The following is a 1,391-nucleotide window of genomic DNA, read 5'->3' as shown; positions in this document are numbered from 1 at the left end:
TCGTGGTCGGCTCGATGAACCGCGGCGGACTCCGCGAGGCGACGTTCGAGATGGACGACCGGTACACGGCGTACTCGGCACGCGCCATCAAGGACGCCGGTCTCGACTTCGCCAAGCTCCTCGTCCGCGTCGCGCTCCAGGACGCCGCGACCGCCCCGACCCTCGAGGCGACGGCGCGTGCCGTCAGCGAGGCCGCGGCGCTGCGGCTGCCGATCATGCTCGAGCCGTTCATGTCGTCCTGGCGCGACGGGAAGGTCGTGAACGACCTCACGGCCGACGCGGTCATCACGTCGATGGCGATCGCGGCCGGCCTCGGGGAGTCGAGCGCCTACAGCTGGCTCAAGATCCCCGTCGTCGACGACATGGAACGCGTCATGGCCGCCACCACGCTGCCGACGCTGCTGCTCGGCGGCGATCCGTCCACGCGCCCGGTCGAGACCTACGCCAGGTGGGCGGACGCGCTCGCACTGCCCGGCGTCCGCGGGCTCGTCGTCGGACGGACCCTCCTCTACCCGCCGGACGGCGACGTCGCCGCCGCCGTCGACGTCGCGTCCTCGCTCGTCCACAGCCGGGAGGCGCGGGGCGCGTTCTCCACACCGGCTCGCGGTCCCGCCGACTCGCCTGCCCCGTCCACCACCATGGACTCGTCCATCCCGGAAGGAAGCAACGCATGACCACCACGGACCAGACCACCACGACCGTCGGCCACTGGATCGACGGGGCGCACGTGGCGTCGACGTCGGGGCGGACGGCACCGGTCTACGACCCGGCGCTCGGCATCGCGACGAAGCAGGTCGCCCTCGCGGACGAGTCCGAGATCCAGGCGGCCATCGCGAGTGCGAAGGCGGCGTTCCCCGCGTGGAGCAACCTCTCCCTGGCGAAGCGGCAGCAGATCCTCTTCGCCTTCCGCGAGGTCCTCAACCGCGACAAGGCCGAGCTGGCCGAGATCATCACGAGCGAGCACGGGAAGGTCATCGACGACGCGCTCGGCGAGATCGCCCGCGGACAAGAGGTCGTGGAGCTCGCGACGAACATCCCGAGCCTGATGAAGGGCGAGTTCTCGGACCAGGTCTCGACCGGCATCGACGTGTACTCGATCCGCCAGCCGCTCGGGGTCGTCGGCATCATCTCGCCGTTCAACTTCCCGGCGATGGTGCCGCTGTGGTTCCTGCCGATCGCGATCGCCGCCGGCAACACCGTGGTGCTCAAGCCGAGCGAGAAGGACCCGTCCGCCGCGATCTGGCTGGCGCGGAAGTTCACCGAAGCCGGTCTGCCCGACGGCGTGGTCACCGTCCTGAACGGCGACAAGGCCGCGTCGACGGGCTGCTGACGAGCCCCGACGTCGAGTCGATCTCGTTCGTCGGCTCGACCCCGATCGCACAGTACGTGTA

At 70.3% G+C, this 1,391-nt stretch carries 1 protein-coding gene and 1 pseudogene; both read left to right on the top strand.

All coding sequences use genetic code 11. The annotated features are described in order from the left end of the window. Window positions 1–674: hypothetical protein (locus I59_RS17215; protein ID WP_022904929.1), on the top strand; the 674-nt coding region annotated here is incomplete at its 5' end. Continuing rightward, window positions 671–1,391: pseudogene (locus tag I59_RS20345) on the top strand (aldehyde dehydrogenase family protein); the annotation flags it as partial. The gene I59_RS17215 and the pseudogene I59_RS20345, both read left to right, overlap by 4 nt.

The organism is Curtobacterium sp. B8, assembly GCF_000333315.1.
GTDB lineage: Bacteria > Actinomycetota > Actinomycetes > Actinomycetales > Microbacteriaceae > Curtobacterium > Curtobacterium luteum.
This window is presented reverse-complemented; position numbering and strand designations above follow the sequence as displayed.